Source organism: Bradyrhizobium sp. JR3.5 (assembly GCF_054057015.1).
Map to the genome: position 1 here is coordinate 2,584,781 of NZ_JBSRYV010000001.1, position 19,308 is coordinate 2,604,088.

Annotated in this window: 23 protein-coding genes and 1 pseudogene; 9 read left to right on the top strand and 15 right to left on the bottom strand. The window is 63.5% G+C overall.

Going from position 1 to position 19,308, the window contains the following annotated elements; translation table 11 throughout:
• Positions 1-54 precede the first annotated feature (54 nt).
• On the top strand, positions 55-369 hold the full coding sequence (gene sugE, locus ACVWW1_RS12985) for a quaternary ammonium compound efflux SMR transporter SugE (protein WP_456656040.1): 315 nt from the start codon (positions 55-57) through the stop codon (positions 367-369).
• A gap of 58 nt (positions 370-427) precedes the next feature.
• Here sugE and ACVWW1_RS12990 read toward each other — a convergent pair whose 3' ends face one another.
• The 7 genes and pseudogenes from ACVWW1_RS12990 to ACVWW1_RS13020 form a co-directional block, all read right to left on the bottom strand.
• The gene (locus tag ACVWW1_RS12990; protein WP_092113372.1) at positions 428-1,432 is read right to left on the bottom strand and encodes an inorganic phosphate transporter; all 1,005 of its coding nucleotides are present in this window, start codon (positions 1,430-1,432) and stop codon (positions 428-430) included.
• A 14-nt stretch (positions 1,433-1,446) separates the two neighbouring features.
• Complete coding sequence (locus ACVWW1_RS12995) at positions 1,447-2,091, bottom strand: DUF47 domain-containing protein (protein ID WP_176531811.1); 645 nt, start codon at positions 2,089-2,091, stop codon at positions 1,447-1,449.
• Between the two features lie 142 nt (positions 2,092-2,233).
• Positions 2,234-3,202: a branched-chain amino acid ABC transporter permease gene (locus ACVWW1_RS13000; RefSeq protein WP_176531812.1), complete on the bottom strand. Its 969-nt coding sequence runs from the start codon at positions 3,200-3,202 to the stop codon at positions 2,234-2,236.
• A 1-nt stretch (position 3,203) separates the two neighbouring features.
• Complete coding sequence (locus ACVWW1_RS13005) at positions 3,204-4,067, bottom strand: branched-chain amino acid ABC transporter permease (RefSeq protein ID WP_207838663.1); 864 nt, start codon at positions 4,065-4,067, stop codon at positions 3,204-3,206.
• 64 nt (positions 4,068-4,131) lie between these two features.
• Complete coding sequence (locus tag ACVWW1_RS13010; protein ID WP_176531814.1) at positions 4,132-5,352, bottom strand: ABC transporter substrate-binding protein; 1,221 nt, start codon at positions 5,350-5,352, stop codon at positions 4,132-4,134.
• 42 nt (positions 5,353-5,394) lie between these two features.
• Positions 5,395-6,140 (bottom strand): annotated as a pseudogene (locus ACVWW1_RS13015) (ABC transporter ATP-binding protein).
• Positions 6,133-6,888: an ABC transporter ATP-binding protein gene (locus ACVWW1_RS13020; protein ID WP_173637121.1), complete on the bottom strand. Its 756-nt coding sequence runs from the start codon at positions 6,886-6,888 to the stop codon at positions 6,133-6,135. The pseudogene ACVWW1_RS13015 and the gene ACVWW1_RS13020 overlap by 8 nt, the downstream one beginning before the upstream one ends.
• 339 nt (positions 6,889-7,227) lie before the next feature.
• On the opposite strand from ACVWW1_RS13020, the gene ACVWW1_RS13025 reads away from it, so the two are divergent.
• From ACVWW1_RS13025 to ACVWW1_RS13040, 4 genes are all read left to right on the top strand, one after another.
• Positions 7,228-7,830, top strand: coding sequence for a hypothetical protein (locus tag ACVWW1_RS13025; RefSeq protein ID WP_456656041.1), 603 nt, complete (start codon positions 7,228-7,230; stop codon positions 7,828-7,830).
• A gap of 30 nt (positions 7,831-7,860) precedes the next feature.
• Positions 7,861-7,998 (top strand): hypothetical protein, encoded by a 138-nt coding sequence (locus ACVWW1_RS13030; RefSeq protein ID WP_456656042.1) that lies wholly within the window; start codon positions 7,861-7,863, stop codon positions 7,996-7,998.
• Positions 7,985-8,452 (top strand): hypothetical protein, encoded by a 468-nt coding sequence (locus tag ACVWW1_RS13035; protein WP_456656043.1) that lies wholly within the window; start codon positions 7,985-7,987, stop codon positions 8,450-8,452. The genes ACVWW1_RS13030 and ACVWW1_RS13035 overlap by 14 nt, the downstream gene beginning before the upstream one ends.
• Before the next feature lie 152 nt (positions 8,453-8,604).
• A complete protein-coding gene (locus ACVWW1_RS13040) occupies positions 8,605-9,045 on the top strand; it encodes a WapI family immunity protein (RefSeq protein WP_207838626.1) in 441 nt (146 codons plus the stop codon).
• A 105-nt stretch (positions 9,046-9,150) separates the two neighbouring features.
• Here ACVWW1_RS13040 and ACVWW1_RS13045 read toward each other — a convergent pair whose 3' ends face one another.
• The 3 genes from ACVWW1_RS13045 to ACVWW1_RS13055 form a co-directional block, all read right to left on the bottom strand.
• A complete protein-coding gene (locus ACVWW1_RS13045) occupies positions 9,151-9,519 on the bottom strand; it encodes an ArsC family reductase (RefSeq protein WP_456656044.1) in 369 nt (122 codons plus the stop codon).
• A gap of 262 nt (positions 9,520-9,781) precedes the next feature.
• Complete coding sequence (locus ACVWW1_RS13050) at positions 9,782-10,291, bottom strand: cytochrome P460 family protein (RefSeq protein WP_456656045.1); 510 nt, start codon at positions 10,289-10,291, stop codon at positions 9,782-9,784.
• Between the two features lie 19 nt (positions 10,292-10,310).
• Positions 10,311-11,351 carry an alpha/beta fold hydrolase gene (locus ACVWW1_RS13055; protein WP_456656046.1) on the bottom strand — a complete coding sequence of 347 codons (1,041 nt, stop codon included), beginning with the start codon at positions 11,349-11,351 and terminating at the stop codon, positions 10,311-10,313.
• A gap of 163 nt (positions 11,352-11,514) precedes the next feature.
• Here ACVWW1_RS13055 and ACVWW1_RS13060 point away from each other — a divergent pair, with 163 nt between their 5' ends.
• The gene (locus tag ACVWW1_RS13060) at positions 11,515-13,068 is read left to right on the top strand and encodes a winged helix-turn-helix domain-containing tetratricopeptide repeat protein (RefSeq protein ID WP_456656047.1); all 1,554 of its coding nucleotides are present in this window, start codon (positions 11,515-11,517) and stop codon (positions 13,066-13,068) included.
• A 346-nt stretch (positions 13,069-13,414) separates the two neighbouring features.
• Here ACVWW1_RS13060 and ACVWW1_RS13065 read toward each other — a convergent pair whose 3' ends face one another.
• The 4 genes from ACVWW1_RS13065 to ACVWW1_RS13080 all read right to left on the bottom strand — a co-directional run bounded on the left by ACVWW1_RS13065 (position 13,415) and on the right by ACVWW1_RS13080 (position 16,779).
• Positions 13,415-13,693, bottom strand: coding sequence for a hypothetical protein (locus tag ACVWW1_RS13065; RefSeq protein ID WP_456656048.1), 279 nt, complete (start codon positions 13,691-13,693; stop codon positions 13,415-13,417).
• 127 nt (positions 13,694-13,820) lie between these two features.
• Positions 13,821-13,964 (bottom strand): hypothetical protein, encoded by a 144-nt coding sequence (locus ACVWW1_RS13070; RefSeq protein WP_456656049.1) that lies wholly within the window; start codon positions 13,962-13,964, stop codon positions 13,821-13,823.
• A 568-nt stretch (positions 13,965-14,532) separates the two neighbouring features.
• The gene (locus ACVWW1_RS13075; RefSeq protein WP_456656050.1) at positions 14,533-15,174 is read right to left on the bottom strand and encodes a glutathione S-transferase family protein; all 642 of its coding nucleotides are present in this window, start codon (positions 15,172-15,174) and stop codon (positions 14,533-14,535) included.
• A 276-nt stretch (positions 15,175-15,450) separates the two neighbouring features.
• On the bottom strand, positions 15,451-16,779 hold the full coding sequence (locus tag ACVWW1_RS13080) for a dicarboxylate/amino acid:cation symporter (protein WP_456656051.1): 1,329 nt from the start codon (positions 16,777-16,779) through the stop codon (positions 15,451-15,453).
• Between the two features lie 141 nt (positions 16,780-16,920).
• Here ACVWW1_RS13080 and ACVWW1_RS13085 point away from each other — a divergent pair, with 141 nt between their 5' ends.
• Complete coding sequence (locus ACVWW1_RS13085; RefSeq protein ID WP_176531827.1) at positions 16,921-17,079, top strand: DUF5993 family protein; 159 nt, start codon at positions 16,921-16,923, stop codon at positions 17,077-17,079.
• Positions 17,080-17,087: 8 nt separating this feature from the next.
• On the top strand, positions 17,088-17,642 hold the full coding sequence (locus ACVWW1_RS13090; RefSeq protein ID WP_456656052.1) for a disulfide bond formation protein B: 555 nt from the start codon (positions 17,088-17,090) through the stop codon (positions 17,640-17,642).
• On the opposite strand, the gene ACVWW1_RS13095 is transcribed toward ACVWW1_RS13090, so the two are convergent.
• Complete coding sequence (locus tag ACVWW1_RS13095) at positions 17,639-18,343, bottom strand: glutathione S-transferase family protein (RefSeq protein WP_456656053.1); 705 nt, start codon at positions 18,341-18,343, stop codon at positions 17,639-17,641. The two genes, ACVWW1_RS13090 and ACVWW1_RS13095, sit on opposite strands and share 4 nt — an antisense overlap.
• A 78-nt stretch (positions 18,344-18,421) precedes the next feature.
• Between ACVWW1_RS13095 and ACVWW1_RS13100 the strand changes: the two genes are divergently transcribed.
• Positions 18,422-19,291: an SDR family oxidoreductase gene (locus ACVWW1_RS13100; protein WP_456656054.1), complete on the top strand. Its 870-nt coding sequence runs from the start codon at positions 18,422-18,424 to the stop codon at positions 19,289-19,291.
• Positions 19,292-19,308 lie beyond the last annotated feature (17 nt).

A 19,308-nucleotide genomic window follows, 5' to 3' on the forward strand; every position in this document is an offset into this window, starting at 1 on the left:
TTCTCCTCACCATACCATCCGCGGGGACGACCCTGCCTTATCCGGAGGGCTCGTATGGCTTGGGCCATTCTGTTCACCGCAGGCCTGCTCGAGATCGGCTGGGCGATCGGGCTGAAATACACCGAGGGCTTCTCCCGGCTGATGCCGTCGGTCCTGACGCTCGCGGCGATGGCCGGCAGCGTAATCCTGCTCGGTATCGCGCTGAAGACGCTGCCGATTGGAACCGCCTATGCGATCTGGACCGGGATCGGCGCGGTCGGCACCGCGGCGCTCGGCATCATCCTGCTCGGCGAACCCGCGACCGCGATGCGGCTTGCCAGCATCGGGCTGATCGTGTCCGGCATCGTCGGGCTGAAGCTGGTCGGTTGATTGCTTGTTTTGGACGCGTTTTCTTGACGCGAACCGGCTTCCACTTCGCTCGAAAACGCTACTTCAGAACCTGCACCGCCCAATAGGTCGCGGCTGCGACCGCCGCCGAGGCCGGGATCGTGATCACCCAGGCGTAGACGATCGAGCTTGCCACGTTCCAGCGCACGGCGGACAGCCGGCGCGCGGCGCCGACGCCGACGATGGCGCCGGTGATGGTGTGGGTGGTCGATACCGGCACCCCGAGATAGGTCGCGATGAACAGGGTCGCGGCGCCGCCGGTCTCGGCGCAGAAGCCCTGCATCGGCGTCAGCTTGGTGATCCGCAGCCCCATGGTGCGGACGATGCGCCAGCCGCCCATCAGGGTGCCCAGCGCCATCGCGCTCTGGCAGGCCAGCACGACCCAGAACGGAATCTCGAACTTGTCGCCGAGATGGCCCTGCGAGTAGAGCAGCACGGCGATGATGCCCATGGTCTTCTGCGCGTCATTGCCGCCATGGCCGAGCGAATAGAGCGACGCCGAGGCGAACTGCAGGATGCGGAAGGCGCGATCGACCGCGAACGGCGTCGAGCGCACCGAGAGCCAGGACACGATCGCAACCAGCACCAGCGCCAGCAGGAAGCCGACCAGCGGCGACAGCACGATGGCGAGCAAGGTCTTGGTGAGCCCGCTCCACACCGCCGCCGAGATGCCTGCCTTGGCCATGCCGGCGCCGACCAGGCCGCCGATCAGCGCGTGCGAGCTCGACGAGGGAATGCCGAGCGCCCAGGTGATCACATTCCAGGCGATCGCGCCGACCAGCGCGGCGAAGATCACGGTCGCGTCCACCACCGAAGGCTCGATGATCCCGGTGCCGATCGTGTTGGCGACGTGCAGGCCGAACACCGCGAAGGCGACGAAGTTGAAGAACGCCGCCCAGAACACCGCATATTGCGGCCGCAGCACGCGGGTCGAGACGATGGTCGCGATCGAGTTCGCGGCATCGTGCAGGCCGTTCAGGAAATCGAACAGCAGCGCGACCGCGATCAGGATGGTCAGGACTGGAAGACCCAGCGTGGCGTCCACGTGATGTCCCTGCCCTAAACCTGTTCAATCACGATCGAGTTGATCTCGTTGGCGACGTCGTCGAATCGGTCGGCCACCTTCTCGAGGTGATCGTAGATTTCCGCGCCGACGATGAAGTCCATCGCGTTGGCGTTGCGGTGCTTCAGGAACAATTCCTTGAGCCCGATATCATGGAGATCGTCGACCCGGCCCTCGAGCTTGGTCAGCTCCTCGGTGATTTGGGTCAGCATCGAGACGTTCTGGCCGATCGCCTGCAACAGAGGCAGCGCGCGAACGACCAGATTGGCGGATTCGACGATCAGGGTGCCGATCTCGCGCATCGGGGGCTCGAACTCCCGCACCTCGAACAGCATCACCGCCTTTGCGGTCGACTGCATCTGGTCGACCGCATCATCCATCGCGGTGATCAGGTTCTTGATGTCGCCGCGGTCGAACGGGGTGATGAAGGTACGGCGAACCGCGGTCAGGACCTCGCGGGTAACGCTATCGGCATCGTTCTCGAACTGGTTGACGCGCTGGCAGAAGACGGGGGTCTCCTCGCCGCCCTTCAGCATGTCCTGCAGCGCCAGCGAGCACTGCACAGAGGTCTGGGCGTGGCGGGCGAACAGGTCGAAAAATCGCTCTTCCTTGGGCAGAAAGGCGCGAAACCAGCGCAGCATGTCTCAGTTCCATCGTTCCGGGACAGCCCTTTTAGCGACTGTCACAGAACTGTCATAGACATAAGGCGCGGAAATACCCCGACCGACCGCCCGAACCGGCGGTCGTCCACCGCTAAGTCGTCGGATGATCGCTTGCCCTGCCCTACAGCGACCGCCGCAGCAGGTGGGCCAACTCGCCGACCAGGCCGCGCCGGAACAGCAGCACGCAGGCCACGAAGATCACGCCCTGGATCACCGTCACCCACTGGCCGAAACCGGCGAGATATTGCTGCATGGCGATGATCACGAACGCGCCGACCACCGGGCCGAAGATGGTGCCGAGACCGCCGACCAGCGTCATCAGCACGATTTCGCCGGACATCGACCAGTGCACGTCGGTGAGCGAGGCGTTCTGCGCCACGAACACCTTCAGCGAGCCGGCAAAGCCCGCCAGCGTGCCCGACAGGATGTAGGCCAGCATCTTGTACTGGTCGGTCTTGTAGCCGAGCGAGATCGCGCGCGGCTCGTTCTCGCGGATCGACTTCAGCACCTCGCCGAACGGCGAGTTGATGGTGCGGTAGATCAGCAGGAAGCCGGCGAGGAATCCGACCAGCACGACGTAGTAGAGCACCGTCGGCTTCGACAGGTCGAAGATCCCGAACAGGTGTCCCTGCGGGATGCCCTGGATGCCGTCTTCACCATGGGTGAACGGCGCCTGCAGATAGATGAAATAGAGCAGCTGCGAGAGCGCCAGCGTGATCATCGAGAAATAGATGCCCTGGCGGCGGATCGAGATGAAGCCGGTGACGAGGCCGAGCAAGGCCGCCGCGGCGGTACCGGCCACGATGCCGAGCTCCGGCGGCAACCCCCACACCTTCAGCGCATGCGCCGAAACGTAGCCGGCGGTGCCGAGGAACATGGCGTGGCCGAACGACAGCAGGCCGCCATAGCCGATCAACAGGTTGAAGGCGCAGGCGAGCAGCGCAAAGCATAGCGCCTGCATCACGAAGAAGGGATAGATCCCCGTGAACGGCACCACTGCGAGCAGCGCCGCCATCACGGCGAACACGATCATCTCGTCGCGCATCGCGCGCGGCGTCATCGGAAGTGTATCGTCGGTCAATGCTGACATATCAGGCCGCCCGTCCCGTCAGTCCCGTTGGCTTCACCAGCAACACCACCACCATCAGGACAAACACCACGGTGTTGGAGGCCTCGGGATAAAAATACTTGGTCAGTCCCTCGATCACGCCGAGCGCGAAGCCGGTGATGATCGAGCCCATGATCGAACCCATGCCGCCGATCACGACCACCGCGAACACCACGATGATGAGATCGGCGCCCATCAGCGGGCGGACCTGGTTGATCGGCGCCGACAGCACGCCGGCGAGCGCGGCGAGACCGACGCCGAGCCCGTAGGTCAGCGTGATCATGCGCGGCACGTTGATGCCGAAGGCGCGCACCAGCGTCGGATTCTCGGTGGCGGCGCGCAAGTAGGCGCCGAGCTGCGTCTTCTCGATCAGGAACCAGGTGGCAAGGCACACCACCAGCGAGAAGATCACGACCCAGCCGCGATAGACGGGTAAGAACATGAAGCCGAGATTGACGCCGCCCTTGAGCTGATCCGGGATCGAGTAAGGCAGGCCCGAGGAGCCGAAATAGTTCTGGAACACGCCCTGCACGATCAGCGCGATGCCGAACGTCAGCAGCAGTCCGTAGAGGTGATCGAGCCCGGCGAGCCATTGCAGCATGGTCCGCTCGAGGATCATGCCGAAGATGCCGACGATGACAGGGGCGATGAGCAGCGCCCACCAGTAGTTGATGCCGCCCAGATTGAGCAGGAAATACGCCACGAAGGCGCCCATCATATAAAGCGCGCCATGCGCGAAATTGATGATGTTGAGCATGCCGAAGATGACGGCGAGCCCCAGACTGAGCAGCGCGTAGAACGAGCCGTTGATCAGTCCCACCAGAAGCTGTGCGTAGAGAGCCTGCATCGAATGAGCTTTCGCTAGATAGATGAAGCCCGCCGGCCACGCCCATGGCCGGCGGGCATGATCGTCACTTCTTCAGAAGCGCACAGGTGCTCTTGTCGAGCGGCGTGAAGGCCTGGTTGCCCGGCACGGTGCCGACCAGCTTGTAGAAGTCCCACGGACCCTTGGACTCCGAGGGCTTCTTCACTTCGAACAGATAGGCGTCGTGGGTGACGCGGCCGTTGGCCTCGACCTCGCCCTTGCCGAACAGCGGATCGTCGGTCGGGATGGTCTTCATCTTCGCGACCACCTTGGCGCCGTCATGCGGATTGCCGCCGAGCGCTTCCAGCGCCTTGAAGTAATGCAGCAGGCCCGCATAGACGCCGGCCTGCACCATGGTCGGGGGAGCGCCGCTCTTCATCTTCTCCGAGAAGCGCTTCGAGAACGCACGGGTCTTGTCGTTGAGGTCCCAGTAGAACGTCTCGGTGAAGTTGAGGCCCTGCGCGGTCTCGAGCCCGATCGCCTTGACGTCGGTGAGGAACAGCAGCAGCGCGGCGAGCTTCTGGCCGCCCTTGACGATGCCGAACTCGGCAGCCTGCTTGATCGAGTTGGTGGTGTCGCCGCCGGCATTGGCGAGACCGATGATCTTGGCCTTGGAGGCCTGCGCCTGCAGCAGGAACGAGGAGAAGTCAGCGGTGTTGAGCGGGTGCTTGACGCCGCCGACCACCTTGCCGCCATTGGCGGTGATGACGGCGGTGGTGTCGCGCTCCAGCGCCGCACCGAACGCGTAGTCCGCCGTCAGGAAGAACCAGGTGTCCCCGCCCGCCTTCACCAGCGCCTGGCCGGTGGCGTGCGCCAGCATGTAGGTGTCGTAGGTCCAGTGCACCGTGTTCGGCGTGCACTGCGCGTTGGAGAGGTCCGAAGTCGCGGCGCCCGAATTGATGTAGACGCCGTTCTTCTCCTTCACGACGTTGTTGACCGCGAGCGCGACGCCGGAATTCGGCACGTCGACGATGGTGTCGACCTTGTCGACGTCGAACCACTGGCGCGCGATGGTGGTACCGATATCGGGCTTGTTCTGGTGATCGCCGGAGATCAGGTCGATGGTCCAGCCCTTGGCCTTGAGGCCGGAATCCTCGATCGCCATCTGCGCCGCCAGCGTCGAGCCGGGGCCGGCGAGGTCGGCATAGAGGCCGGACTGATCCGACAACACGCCGATCTTGACTGTCTTGTCGTCGGCGGAGGCGACGCCTGCGACGGAGAGCACCATCGCGGTGCCGAGCAGAAGCGCTGAAATCGTATTCCTCATGGCGTATTCCCTCAGTTCTTAAATTTTCTGGCTCCGGCGACTTCAAACGCCGAGATAGGTATGCAGCTTGTCCATGTTGGCCGACAGCTCCGAATTGGCGAAGCCGTCGATCACCTTGCCCGTGCTCGACGATGTAGTAGCGGTCGGCAACGGTCGAGGCGAAGCGGAAATTCTGTTCGACCAACAGGATGGTGAATCCCTCCGACTTCAGGCGCGCAATGGTGTGCCCGATCTGCTGAATGATGACCGGCGCCAACCCTTCGGTCGGCTCGTCCAGCATCAGGAAGCGCGCGCCGGTGCGCAGGATGCGCGCAATCGCCAGCATCTGCTGCTCGCCGCCCGAGAGCTTGGTGCCCTGGCTGTTGAGCCGCTCCTTCAGGTTGGGAAACAGCGTGAAGATCTGGTCGAGCGGCAGGCCGCCCGGGCGCACCACCGGCGGCAGCAGCAAATTCTCGCGCACGTCGAGGCTGGCGAAAATGCCGCGCTCTTCGGGACAGAATGCGATGCCGAGCCGCGCAATCTTGTCCGACGTGGCGCGGATGATCTCCTTGTTGTCGAAGCGGATCGAGCCCGTGCGCTTGCCGATGACGCCCATGACCGACTTCAGCGTCGTGGTCTTAGCCGGCGCCGTTGCGGCCGAGCAACGTCACCACCTCGCCCGCCCTCACGTTGAAATTGATCCCGTGAAGAATGTGGGATTCGCCGTACCAGGCCTGCAGATCGCTGACCGTCAGTACCTCGGCGCCGGCCGCAGCCACGGGCCTCTCCGCCAGTTTCGCCTCAGCCATGACCCGCTCCCAGATAGGCTTCCTTCACGCGCTCGTCCTTGGAGAGGTCGGCGTAGTTGCCCTCCGCCAGCACCTGCCCGCGCGTCAGCACGGTGATGATGTCGGAGAGGTTGGCGACCACCGAGAGGTTATGTTCGACCATCAGGATGGTGTATTTGGCGGAGATCCGCTTGATCAGCGCCGCGATCTTGTCGATGTCCTCGTGGCCCATGCCGGCCATCGGTTCGTCGAGCAGCATCATCTCGGGGTCGAGCGCAAGCGTCGTTGCAATTTCAAGTGCGCGCTTGCGGCCGTACGGCATCTCGACCGCCGGGGTGTTGGCGAATTCGCTCAAGCCGACGTCGTTCAGCAGTTCATGGGCGCGCGGATTGAAGCGGTCGAGCACGGTCTTCGAACGCCAGAAATCGAATGACGACCCGTGCTGGCGCTGCAGCGCCACGCGGACGTTTTCGAGCGCCGTCATGTGCGGAAATACCGCCGAGATCTGGAACGAACGGACCAGCCCGAGCCGCGCCACGTCGGCCGGCGGCATCGCGGTGATGTCCTGGCCCTTGTAGCGAATCTGCCCGCCCGTCGGCTTCAGGAATTTGGTCAGCAGATTGAAACAGGTCGTCTTGCCGGCGCCGTTCGGCCCGATCAACGCATGGATACTGCCGCGACGCACCTTCAGCGCAACGTCGCGAACGGCAAAGAAACCCGCGAATTCCTTGGTCAATCCGCTGGTTTCGAGAATGAACTCATCGGCCAAATAGATTCCCCCATACGCCATCGCCGCGAAGCCCGTCGCCCGCGTGGCCAGCTTTTTTCGTGTCCGACAGGTTGTCCGTACGTCTTGGAAACCGTCCGGGGGCCTGTCGCCTCCGGGCCGGAATATGCCGTCATCTGTGGCGGTTACGCAAGGTGGAAAGCTGTGCAGTGCAGTATTCGCACGACCAGTTCCGGTTGATCCTTAGTCGAATGGCCTCTGAGCGCGCTTTGCGCCTCGGAAAGCCGCCGTTAAGGGTGTTTTGCTCCGGTCTTTCCTTTTCATAGAATATTTCCGCCTCTCGCCGAAGCTCCCGCCATTGTATTAAGGGCGGTCAGAGCCTTGCATTTCGAGAGCGCCAATTCCTCGGTCATCAAGTCGATCCGGCAACGTGATTTTCTGAACACGTGGCTGCGACTTTATGCCCGTGGCCAAACCATCCCGCGGATCGATGAATTCCGGCCGGAGCGGATCGAGGAAGATCTGCCGGACACCGTGTTCTTCACCGTCGACGCGGCAGTCGAGCCGCCGCAACTGACGATCGAGAGCGACGGCGCGCGGATGGCAACCGCCTACGGACACAGCGGCAAGGGACGCCTGCTCGACGACTATCTCGGACCGCGGCTCGCGCCGGTCGTGATGCCGGTCTACCACGAATGCATCGCGCGGCGGCTGCCGGCCTACACCATCACCGATATCGACGACATCTACGGTCACGTCGTGGCCTATGAACGGCTGCTGCTGCCGTTCTCGGACGGCGGCGCCGTCACGGATCTTGTCGCCTCGCTGAAGACGATCAGCGAGAGCGGCAGTTTCGAAATCCGCAATCTGATGCGCGGCAACGACACACTGCCGAACTTCAAGCTGTGCGCGATCATCGACCGCGACCTGTTCCACCGCGCCCCCGGCCGCATCCCGCCCGGGGATGTGCTCGAGTTCGGCTAGCCCATGCCGTTCAGGAGCGCCGATCCATCGGTGGTCAAATCGATCACGCAGCGGGTGCTGCTGAACGCCTGGCTGCGCGCGCTGCGCATGCCGGACGCCCTTCCCTTGCTGTGCGATTTCCACACCGATGGCACCGCCGACGAAGCGCGCCGACATGATGGGCTTTGACGTGGTCGGCAGCGGTGACGCCGCACGCTTCCTGATCACGCAGGAAGGCGCGCGGCTAACGACGGCCTATGGCAACGAGCATGTCGAGCCGCGGCTGCGCACCAACCGCTATCTCGATGATGCGATCGGCCCGGAGCGCTATGCCGGCGTCATCCTGTCCTATCGCGCCTGCCTGGCGCGCAAGCGTCCGACCTATACGGTTGCGGAACTCACCGACGCCGACGGCAAGGACGTGTCCTATGAACGGCTGCTGCTGCCGTTCGGAAGCGGCGACACCGTCGAGCACATCATCGGCTCCTACAAGGCGATCAGCATCGAGGGTGGATTTCGGCTGCACAATCTGATGGGCGTCAAGGCCAAGGCCGTGCCTGTCGTCACGGTGCGGGCGGTGATCGACCGCAGGTTCGTGCCCGCAGATCATCCGACGAGCCAGGATTCAGTCGAACTGATCTAGGGCCTGTACTTATGAACCGTGCGCGATGTCCGCCTTGCGCCGATACCGACCACCTTTGCGCAGCCACAGCAAACGACGCGATGAGCCAGTATGCGACATGGTTCATAAAGCAGATGTGGTAGCGTGGGGTGCGCTCTGTGCCGCGAGGTATCATGAATTCAGTTGAACCAGACCTCAAGCTTGCCGGATTCTCGCTTTGGGTGCTTGGTCACCAATTTCCCGCCGCCACTGACTATTGGGATGGGAATTGGTTGAACGTTCGCGCGCGGGTCGAAGCACCCGGTGCGACGGTCGAAGCACGAGGAGCATTTTTGTCTGCTCCCGAGCTAGCAAGCTTCGCCGAACAACTGGAATCACTCAATGCAGCATTGGTGGGCGAAGCCGGGCTACGTTGTTTGGAGCCGAATTTGAAGATTGCAATTCGGTGCGGCTCTCTCGGACATGTGGCGGTAGAAATCATGCTGACACCAAACCACATGACCCAATCGCATGAGTTCAAGTTTGACCTAGATCAGAGCTATCTAGGCCCTCTTCTTGACAGATGCAGGAGCGTCTTGTTGCGGTGGCCAGTCCGTTCGGAGACGTCCGGTTAGGGTCCACAAGGCGACATCCCTGCGGTCGAGGCCGCGTGTCCGCTTACCCCTCGAAAGCGGACGGTCCCAGATTTATGAGTAACGCTCCAGTTCGCGCGGAATGCGTTAGCCGTTCTTGCGCACCTTCGCCGGCACTTCCTTGGCGTAAATGTCCGGCTTGAAGCCGACGACGCGCTTCGGCCCGAGATCGAGCACCGGACGCTTGATCATCGACGGCTGCTCGGCCATCAGCGCCAGCGCCTTGCGCTCGTTCAACCCTTCCTTGTCGGCATCGGGCAGCTTCTTGAAGGTGGTGCCGGCGCGGTTGAGCAGCGTCTCCCAGCCGACCTCCTCGCTCCACAGCTTGAGCTTGTCCTTGCCGATCCCGGCGGTCTTGTAGTCGTGGAAGTCATAGGCGACGCCGTGATCGTCGAGCCAGCTGCGCGCCTTCTTCATGGTGTCGCAGTTCTTGATGCCGTAGATGGTGATGGTCAAAGCCGTTCCCCGCATGCGATTGCTGCGGGGAAACTAGCCTCACTGCAACGGCAGCGCCAGATCAGACCGCGCCGCGAGGGCGTGAAGAAGGCGTAGTGCCCATACTCGGTGTCGTCCCCCGGCTCGACCGGGGGACCCAGTACGCCGCGGCATCTCCGTGTCTCACAGCCGCCTCTGGAATACTGGATCGCCCGGTCAAGCCGGGCGATGACAGCCGGGGTATGACGAGAAGAAGCGGTCTCCACACCGATATTGGCGGTGCTCAATGCGCATCATGCGTGAAGACGAAATCGTGATCGCTGGCATGGGCCTCGTGGCAGGCGAAACACGTTTCGTGCTGGGCGGCATCGACCGGCTTGCCGTCGATGAAGCGGCCAAAACCCCAGCCGCCGGTCGAAGCATATCTGGCGGAGTCCTTGGCCATGACCTGGACGGTGGTCGCCTGCCCCGTGATGAACGCGCCATTGAGGCCCGCAACCGGCTTGCGCTTCCAGGCGAGCTTGACCAGCACGGTGCCGTCGGGGAATCGCGCGGCACCGTCCTGATAGGCCTTCACGGCGGTCGCGTTGCCGAGCACGCTGCGCAGTTCGTCGAGCCCGGTCTCCTCGCCGACTGCGACCAGCTTCCAGTCGCGATAGCCTGCGGGAATTTTCACGCCGAAGATCGGCGATGCCAATGCCGCATCATCGGCGTGCCCGACGGCAAACGGCAATGACGCGCTGATGCAGGCTGCCGCGATCGCGGCAGCTGCCCGTTTCACAAACTGTCTCATGATCCCTGTCCGCGCTCGCTCAGGCCTTGCTGATGTCGATGATGGCCTGGGTGAAGGCCTGCGGCGCTTCCTGCGGCAAATTGTGGCCGATGCCGCCGGTCAGGGTCCGATGCTCGTAATGTCCGGAGAACTTCTTGGCATAGGCCGCGGGCTCCGGATGCGGCGCGCCATTGGCATCGCCTTCCATCGTGATGGTCGGGATCGCGATGACGGGCGCCTGGGCCAGCGTCTTCTCGAACGCGTCGTACTTCGCCTCGCCCTCGGCGAGACCAAGCCGCCAGCGGTAATTGTGGATCACGATATCGACATGATCAGGGTTCTCGAACGCGGCCGCGCTGCGGTCGTAGGTGGCGTCGTCGAACTTCCACTGCGGCGAAGCGAGCTGCCAGATCAGCTTGGCAAAATCGTGCCGGTTCTTGGCATAGCCCTCGCGGCCGCGCTCGGTCGCGAAATAGAACTGGTACCACCATTGCAGTTCGGCCTTCGGCGGCAGCGGCACCTTGCCGGCCGTCTGGCTGCCGATCAAATAGCCGCTCACCGACACCATGGCTTTGCAGCGCTCGGGCCAGAGCACCGCCATGATGTTGGCGGTACGCGCGCCCCAATCGTAGCCGCCGAGCACCGCCTTCTCGATCTTCAAGGCATCCATCAGCGCAATGATGTCGGCGGCGACCGCGACCGGCTGGCCGCTGCGCATCGTATCGCTCGCGAGGAAGTGCGTGGTGCCGTAGCCGCGCAGATGCGGCACGATCACCCGATAGCCGGCCTCGGCCAGCGCCGGCGCGACGTCGGCGTAGCTGTGGATATCGTACGGCCAGCCGTGCAGCAGGATCACTGCCGGACCCGACGCCGGGCCCATTTCGACATAACCCGTATCGAGCACGCCGGCATTGATCTGCTTGACCGGACCGATCGAGGTGTGGCTACCGGCCTTGACCGCTGATAGCGCCGCCTTCGACTGGGCCTCGGCCGATCCGATCAAGCCGAGCCTGGAAACGGCGAGGATCCCGCCGGCGATGCCAAGGAAGCGGCGGCGTTGCTGATTGATGGATTGGGACATGGCGATCTCCTGCGTCTGGGGTCGGGATTGAATATTGCAGAGACCGCCCCCGTCCGCTTTCAGAGGACGTGGATTTGTCCTTCAGACCGTCGTGATTTTGGCCCCACGCCGCCTGTGCTAGGTTCCGCCCCGCATTCAGCTCCCGGCCGCCGGATCATCGAATTTGACCTACCATTTCAACGACTTGACCCTCGACTCCGAGCGCCGGGAGCTGCGCCGCGGCGATGCCCTGGTGGCCGTCGAGCCGCAGGTCTTCGACCTCCTCGAGTTCCTGATCCGCGCCCGCGACCGCGTCGTCAGCCGTGACGAGGTGCTGGCGGCGGTCTGGCACGGGCGGATCGTCTCGGAAGCGACGCTGAGCAGCCGGGTCAATGCGGCGCGGACCGCGATCGGCGACAATGGCGAGGAGCAGCGGCTGATCCGCACCCTGCCGCGCAAAGGCCTGCGCTTTGTCGGCGATGTCAGGGAGCACAGCGCGCCCGAACATTCGGTTGCGGACAAGGCCGCCCCGCCGCGGCCGAGCGAGGGTCCGTCGATCGCGGTGCTGCCCTTCACCAATATGAGCGGCGACCCCGAGCAGGATTACTTCGCCGACGGGATCGCCGAGGACATCACCACCGCGCTGGCGCGCTGCAGCCGCCTCACCGTGATCGCGCGCAACTCCGCCTTCACCTACAAGGGCAAGGCGGTCGATATCCGCCAGGTCGGGCGCGATCTCGGCGTCGGCTATGTGCTCGAAGGCAGCGTCCGCCGCGGCGGCGACCGCCTGCGCATCACCGGCCAGTTGATCGACGCCGTCTCCGGCGCGCATCTGTGGGCCGACCGGTTCGATGGCGCGGCGACCGACGTATTCGACCTGCAGGACCGCATCACCGAGAACGTGGTCGGCGCGATCGAGCCGACCTTGCTCGTTGCGGAAGCCGAGCGCGTGCGGATGGCGCCGCCCGACAGGCTCGACGCCTACGACCTGCTGCTGCGCGCCTACAGCCTGCGCTACCAGTTCACGCCCGAGAGCATGGAAGCCGCGCTCGATTGCCTCGACCAGGCGCTGGCGCTCGATCCGGCTTACGCGCCGGCGCTGGCGGCGTCGGCCTATTGCCACGCCATGCGTCATGTCCAGGGTTGGTTGAAGCCTGATGACTTCTACCGGGAACGCGCGGTCGCGCAGGCCTGGCGCGCGGTCGAGCTCGCGCCCGGCGACCCGCAGGTGCTGTGGATGGCGGCGTTCGCGATCTGGAACATGGCCGACGAGATCGAACCCGCGCGCGAATTGTTCGAGCGGTCGCTTGCGATCAACCCGAATTCGGCGATGGCGCTCGTCCTCTGCGGCTGGATCGAGGCGATGCGCGGCAACCAGCGGGCCGGCCGGGCGATGATCGAGCGCGCGCAGCGGCTGAACCCGCGCGATCCGCGCGGCTGGTTCGCCTCCGCGGCGCTCGCGATCTGCGCGGTGCTCGACAACAATTTTGCCGAAGCGGTCACGTGGGCCGACAAGGCGCTGGCGCAGAACCGCCGCTTCGCGGTGGCGCTGCGCGTCTTGATCGTCGCGCTGATCAAGACCGGCGAGAACGAGCGCGCGACCCAGATCGCGCGCGAACTCCTCAAGGTCGATCCGGAGTTTTCGATCTCCGGATTCATGTCGCGAATTCCATTCCCGGTGGAATCGATGTCGGCGACTTATCGTGAAACTCTCAAGGCGGCCGGCGTCCCGGACTGACGCCGCTCTGAGGACGCCACGACCATTCACCCGCGGTACGCCGCGCGGCTTGTTTGGCAGCATCGGCCTGAGGGCAGTCCTTTCCTCGTCTTAGAGTTCGTAGCGCATGATTCGGTCCGCTTCGGTCAAAGATTTGAATCATGGCTCGGCAGTCAGGCTCAATGAGCCCGTGCCGACGGGGGTTGGTCGCGATGTGCCCGGAAGCGGACGCATTATGCTCACCTTGAGTTTTGTCGAGTTTGACCCGAACCGGAATTGTTGCGGCTGGCTATCTGCACAAAAAGCCAGAGCTCTTTGGGTGCCATGAAGCGCAAGACAGGTCGTAACAGAAGCTCCCTTGGAAACGTCACGCCCCGGTGCCGCCCAATTGGTGCGGCCGGTCTCGGAGGTCTGCATCGGAGAGCCGAGGCGCGCGGAGTGGCGCCTCCTTGATCTCTCGGTTGTTCGGCGCGTCTGCTTGTGCGGCCAAGCGGCGGCGGACAATATCGATATGGCCCCGCAGATCATAAACCTGGTTTGCGAAGCCGAGCGGGAAACGGATGTGGCTAACTGCTTCTTCGATCTTTTCTACTGTCTGCCACGGCGGCCCGCCTTCTCGGTGAACCATCAGAATCGCCAGCACCATTATAGGGCGAGAGCAATCCGTTCAGGTACTCGGTGTCGGCCTAGGAATAATCGTCGCTCTGGCCGTAAATTCCGAGTTATTTTAGGTGAGTTTGCTACCTAATGCCGGAGATTTGAGGCCCCAGCCCTCAATGGGTCTTCTTGAGCAGCTTCTTGACAATCTCGCGCAGGTCGTTCGCGTATTCCTTAGCCACCTCCCGGGCCTGATCGGTGAGCGTAAGTTTTGGCGGCGGCTTATCTTTGCCATTGGGCGGCTTATCGGGTGGCCTCATGTGGCATATTCAGTCTGCGCACCAAGGCGTCTTTTGCGTTAGATCAAGGGTCCGAACATTTGGCGCTTGAGATATTTGATTGTGGTCAACTTCCGAAGCCGTAGACTGGCCTAGTCTTTGCCTTATGATCTGGCACCATATTGAAACCGCGCCATTCAACCGCGTCTTGGAGCTTGCCGTAATCGACTCGGACGGCCTCCACGCGGTCATATTCCCCTGTTGCCGAGTTCTAGGTGGTTGGGTCAAGGCCGATTCAAATCGGACCGTGCTGGTTCATCCGACCCATTGGAGAGAGTGGAATATCATCGGCTCGGCTCCCTCTTCGACTCGCCACTAATCTCTGTGGCGTTTGCGCCATAATACCGCGCACCAACTGATTGGTGTCAGGGCCGCTTCCGCACCTAGGCGCCCCTAACCGACGTCGGTTTGTGGCCCTTCGGCGATCTCGGGAGAAGTCCGCTTTTCCGCCGCTGTTGCGCTCAAGCGGACATCAGGCGCCGGCCGCTCAATGAGTACACGGCTTACGCAGTGCTACTCCAGTCGCTTGGCCGCTCCGATGAAGCGAGCACTACAGTCCCGGTGATCTCGCCGCCCAGGCCTTGGTGGCCTGGCAGCTTTCCATCGCTCTGGTGTAGGCAGGGCGTGCCGTCGCGCGGGCGAGATAGTCTCGCTCGATAAGACCGGGGACGTAGTTGCCGGTTCGCAGGCCGAGCAGGAGGGCGTAGCTCACCGAGATATCGGCAGCAGTGAATCGATCGCCGGCGAGATAGCGGCAATCCGCGAGGCGGCGGATAACCAACCCCAGCCGGCTCTCGAAGGTCTCGCGTGCCCAGCGGGTCACCGGGGCATTTCGCTCGGCTGCGGGCGCCAGTTGGCGACCGACAAAGACGGCGTTCATAGGCCCGGCGAGCCCGGCCTCGCCCAGGTGGAGAAATTGCAGATAGGAAGCGAAGGCGGGATCGTCCGCGGCGACGGCAAGCGAACCTGAGCCGTGGCGGGCGAGCAGGTACTCGAGAATCGCGATCGATTCGACCATGATCGTCTCGCCGTCCTGCAGCACGGGAATGAAGCCGGCGGGGTTGATCGCGAGGAAATCACGATCATTCTCGACTGCGAGCAGATCGACCGGGCGCAGCCGATAAGCCAATCCCAATTCCTCAAGCAGCCAGACAACACGGAAGCCGCGACCTTCGCCATAGACGGTGAGCATAGTTAAGCGCTCCTGGATTGGGCTGGATGAGGCGCATTCCCTCTTCCCGCCTGCGCTATGGAAGCATCAGTTGCAAAAGCCGCAACTGCCAAAGGGCAAAAGCCTTGGGGCGAGCGGACGCTCGCGCAATTTCGGAATATTAGAAATATATTCCTGATTTGCCCGACGTGTCAAGTTGCCTGGCCAAACGCCGGCCGCCGCCGGCTCCTTTGCATGGGGTTGTTTTCGATATTTTGGCAGCGCCCCTCTGCGACGGCCCCATAACTTCATATTGCTCTAACCGGAGCCGCCCGGCTCGAGCGCTTCGCCGAGCTCGAGCGGATGCGCCATGGTCTCGTGCAGCGCGTCCTTGTCGAGCTCGCCCTCGGAGAGGCTGATCACGACGCAGGCGACGCCGTTGCCGATCAGATTGGTCAGCGCGCGGCACTCGCTCATGAACTTGTCGATGCCGACCAGGATGGCGATCGACTGGATCGGAATGTCGGGCACGATCGACAGCGTCGCGGCGAGCGTGATGAAGCCCGCGCCGGTGACGCCGGAGGCGCCCTTCGAGGTGATCATGGCGATGCCGAGGATGCCGAGCTCCTGCCAGATCGTCAGATGGGTGTTGGTGGCCTGCGCCAGGAACAACGTCGCCAGCGTCATGTAGATGTTGGTGCCGTCGAGATTGAAGCTGTAGCCGGTCGGCACCACGAGGCCGACCACCGAGCGCGAGGCGCCGAGATGCTCCATCTTCTGGATCATCTGCGGCAGCACCGTCTCCGACGACGAGGTGCCGAGCACGATCAGGAGCTCGTCCTTGATGTAGGCGATGAAGCGGATGATCGAAAAGCCGGCCAGCCGCGCGATCGCGCCCAGCACGATCAGCACGAACAGGATGCTGGTGAGATAGAACGTGCCGATCAGCGCCGCCAGATTCACCAGCGAGCCGAGGCCGTAGGCGCCGACGGTGAAGGCCATCGCGCCGAACGCGCCGAGCGGCGCGACGCGGACGATCATCCGGATGATGCCGAAGAACATCTTGGACGCCTTGTCGATTGCCTCGGCGATCGGTTCGCCGGGCTTGCCCATCAAGGCAATGGCAAACCCCGAGAGGATCGAGATCAGCAGCACCTGCAGCAGGTCGCCGCGCGCAAGCGCGCCGAAGAAGCTGTCGGGGATGATCGCCATCAAATGGGCAACGATGCCCTGCTCCTTCGCCTGCGTGACGTAGGTGGAAACCGATTTCGGATCGATCGTGGCGGGATCGATGTTGAAGCCGCGACCGGGCTGCAACAGTTCGCCGATCAGAAGGCCGACCGCGAGCGCGACCGTCGACACCGCCTCGAAATAGATCAGCGCCTTCAGCCCGACCCGGCCGACGCGCTTGAGGTCGCCCATCGAGGAGATGCCGTGCACCACGGTGCAGAAGATCACCGGCGCAATCATCATCTTGATCAGCGCGATGAAGCCGTCGCCGAGCGGCTTCAACTGCTTGCCGAGGCCCGGATAGAAATGACCGATCAAGACGCCGGCGGCGATCGCGATCAACACCTGGATGTAGAGGATCTTGTACCAGGGCTGATGTCTGTGATGGACGGCGGGCTTGATCGCGTCTGTGGTCATGAGGTGCCCCGGGCTGGAATGAACTCAACTGGTGATGCCATCTTGGCGGAGCCGCGTGCAAGCGACAATGGCCATTCGCGCCCGCCGCGCGCGCACACGAATCTGTCATAGACTACGGCCGGCTCGCATCCGGAGGCTGAAATGGAATTCACCGCACTGTTTCTCGCCATCACCATCGCCATGCTGGTGGCCTGGCGTGGCCCGCGTCCGGTCGCGATCGGATTGTTCGCGGTGATCCTGGTCGCCTGCGTCGCGACCTTGCTGCACCACGCCACCGACCGTCTCACCCTGTCGTTCTGAGGCAAGCCATGACCGACACGCAGGCAGTGACGCTGAATGCCCTCGCGCTCTATGGCCTCGCGCTGTTGCTGGCGGCAGCTTTTGCCGCGCAGCTGCTGCTGCACGAGCTGCCCTGCCCACTGTGTTTGTTGCAGCGCATCCTTTTCGCCCTGCTGGCGATCGGACCGATCCTGAACGTCCGCTTCGGACCGCGGCCGAGCCATTATGCCCTGTCGCTGCTGACGGCTGTCCTCGGCGCCTCGGTCTCGACCCGGCAGGTGCTGCTGCACATCCTCCCCGGCGACGCCGGCTATGGGTCGGCGCTGCTCGGCTACCATTATTATACATGGGCGCTGATCGCCTTCATCGCCGCGATGGTCCTGCTCGCCGCCATGCTGCTGTTCGACCGCCAGTTCGACCACCGCACGGCGCCGGGCACTTCGCCCGGCAAATTCGCGCAAGGTGCGGTGTGGCTGGTGGTCGGGCTGACGGCGCTGAACGTGCTCTCTACCCTGCTCGAATGCGGCTTTGCCGCCTGCGCCGACAATCCCATCGTCTATGAGTTGCTGAACCAGGCGAGTTAGGGCCGCTTCGGAATGTTCAACCCACGTTCCACGGCCGGCCGCTTGAGACCGCGCTCCAGCCAGGCCGCGACGTCCTTGAACCGGTCGAACTCGACCAGCTCGCGCGCGCCGTAGAAGCCGATCAGATTGCGTACCCAGCCGAGCATCGAGATGTCGGCGATGCTGTATTCATCGTCCATGAACCACTGCCGCCCGGCGAGATGCGTCTCCATCACTGCGAGCAGGCGCCTGGATTCGGCGACATAGCGCTGCAGCGGCCGCTTGTCCTCATAATCCTTGCCGGCGAATTTGTGGAAGAAACCGACCTGCCCGAACATCGGCCCTATGCCGCCCATCTGGAAATGCACCCACTGGATCGCCTGGTAGCGGCGCGCGGCATCCGCCGGCAACAGCTTGCCGGTCTTTTCGGCGAGATATTGCAGGATCGCGCCGGACTCGAACAGCAGCAGCGGCTTGCCGCCAGGACCGTCGGGATCGAGGATCGCCGGGATCTTGCCGTTCGGGTTCAGCGACAGGAACTCCGCCGTCTTTTGATCGTCCTTGTTGAAGTCGACGAGATGGACCTCGTAGGGCAACCCGATCTCCTCGAGCATGATCGAGACCTTCACACCGTTCGGCGTCGGCAGCGAATAGAGCTGCAGGCGGTCCGGATGCCGGGCGGGCCAGCGTTTTGTGATGGGAAAGGCTGACAGATCGGTCATGTCGACATTCTTTGCACGGTTGTTGTTGGGTGGCTAATGTACGGAGCTCATTGAAAGCCGCAAGGTCTGCAACCGGCCATGAACGATCAACAGACAGAGGCAAGGCTCGGCCCTTCCGACGACGAACTCGCGACACATCCGACCGTGTTCGCGGCAGACGCGTTGGCCGGTCAGGTGGTCGTCGTATCCGGCGGCGCCGGCGGCATCGGCCGCGCCATCACGTGGCTGTTCGCCCGGCTCGGCGCGCATGTCGTCATCGTGGGACGCAATGCCGGCAAGCTCGATGCGCTGGTCGATCATCTTGGGCATCGCGGCCTGAAAGCGTCTGCGCATGTCGCAGATATCAGGGATCCCGACGCGGTCAACACGATGTTCGACGCGCTCTGGACTGCGCATGGCCGTATCGATCACCTCGTCAACAGCGCCGGCGGCCAGTTCCCGCAAGCCGCGATCGATTTCTCGATCAAGGGCTGGAACGCGGTCATCAACACCAATCTCAACGGCACCTGGTACATGATGCAGGTCGCGGCGCAGCGCTGGCGCGACCGCAAACATCCCGGCAGCATCGTCAATATCGTCGTGGTCACGACGCACGGCCTCTACGGCATCGCGCACACGATCGCGGCGCGCTCCGGCGTGATCGGCCTGTCGCGCGCGCTCGCGGTCGAATGGGCGCCGCTGAACATCCGCATCAATTGCATCGCGCCCGGTGCGATCGAGACCGAGGGCTGGAACGTCTACAGCGAGGCGGCGCGCGCCGCCTATCCGCGCTCCAACCCGATGATGCGTCCGGGCACGCCCTGGGACATCGCGGAGGCCGCGGTCTATCTCGCCGCTCCCTCCGGCAAGTTCATCACCGGCGAGACGCTGACCGTCGACGGCGGCGGCCAGCATTGGGGCGAGACCTGGACCACCGGCAAGCCCGACTACTTCAAGGGCGACGAATAACGCACGCATACGCCGCC